Raw genomic sequence first — 1,332 nt, forward strand, 5'->3', positions numbered from 1 at the left:
TGGGAATTTACGCCAGCGCCGGGTTACAACGGCCCTGTGGAGCTGACTTTCGATATTACGGACGACGGCACAACAAATGGTGTATCCGATCCTAAGACGGTATCGGGTTCTGCATCTTTTGAAGTGTTCGATGTAAACGATGCACCTCAAACATCGGAAGTGACGCTTTCTTCGATAGAAGAAGACAGCGGCGCTGTGAGTATTACTGCCTCGGAACTATTGGCAAACGCGACCGATCCGGAAAACGATAACTTGGCAGTCAGTAATGTCACGCTTGCGGATCCATCAGCGGGAACGATCACGCAGATTAGCGCGACGGAATGGCGCTTTGAACCATCAGTAAACTTCAACGGCGACGTGAGTTTTGTCTATGACATTACTGATGATGGCACAACCAATGGAGCACCGGATCCAATCACAATCAGTGGCTCTGCGGTCATGAACGTTCAAGCGGTTAATGATGCTCCAGAGATTGATGGCTCATTAGTAACCAGCATGATCTTCGAATCGGCAGGTCAAAAAATATCAGGCATTACGATAGCGGATGTGGATTTCACTGGTATCCATGAGAACGAGATCATGACGATTTCCCTCAGCACGAGTGAAGGTGATGTCAGTGTTATCGCGCCATCTGGCAGTGGTGTGACGCAAGGTGTTGGTTTAGCGGGTGAAACCGTGTTGATGGGGACGTTGTCCCAACTTAATGCGGTGTTGACTTCGACAGATCCAAATGTCGGTGTTTTTGTCGATGCAAGTGACGTGAACAGTTCAGCGATTTCATTGACGGTTACAGCGGACGATAATGGAATTTACTATGAGAATTCCACAGGAACGTCGCTGCAAACCACCGAAACGTTTGATATCAACGTGACACCAGTGGCGGACAAACCGACGCTTGCCTTTGACGCGAACTTTAATTACATCCAGCGCATTACTGCTAGCCAAAGTGCGAGTTTTCAGGGCGTAGCGTTAGTCGGCATTATTGCTGCACTGACGGATTTGGATGAAGTCTTAGCGTTAGAGGTGACAGGCGTTCCAAGAGGCGCAACGCTAACGAGTGATGCGACCACATCGAGCATCAGTTTTGATAGTGCGACTTCTACTTGGACAGTGCCTGCTGATGAAATTGATACGCTTCACATCGATAATGTGCGCCAGGGTGATCACGATATCACGCTGACTGCGGTTTCAACGGAATCGAATGGCGATCAAGCGTTCTCAGACCCAATTGACATCAGCATCAATGTTACGTCCAACAACCGTGACATCGATGTTTCTTCTGAAACGGAAGATAATCTGTTACTTGGTAGTGATCGCGGAATTTCCCTCATC

Annotated in this window: 1 protein-coding gene; it reads left to right on the plus strand. The window is 48.5% G+C overall.

Annotation, left to right across the window (positions count from 1 at the left end; all coding sequences use genetic code 11):
* Positions 1-1,332 (plus strand): cadherin-like domain-containing protein (locus R7P67_RS24630; protein ID WP_318086294.1); only part of this gene is annotated, 1,332 nt, incomplete at both ends.

The sequence above is a fragment of the Vibrio sp. Vb0937 genome, assembly GCF_033338855.1.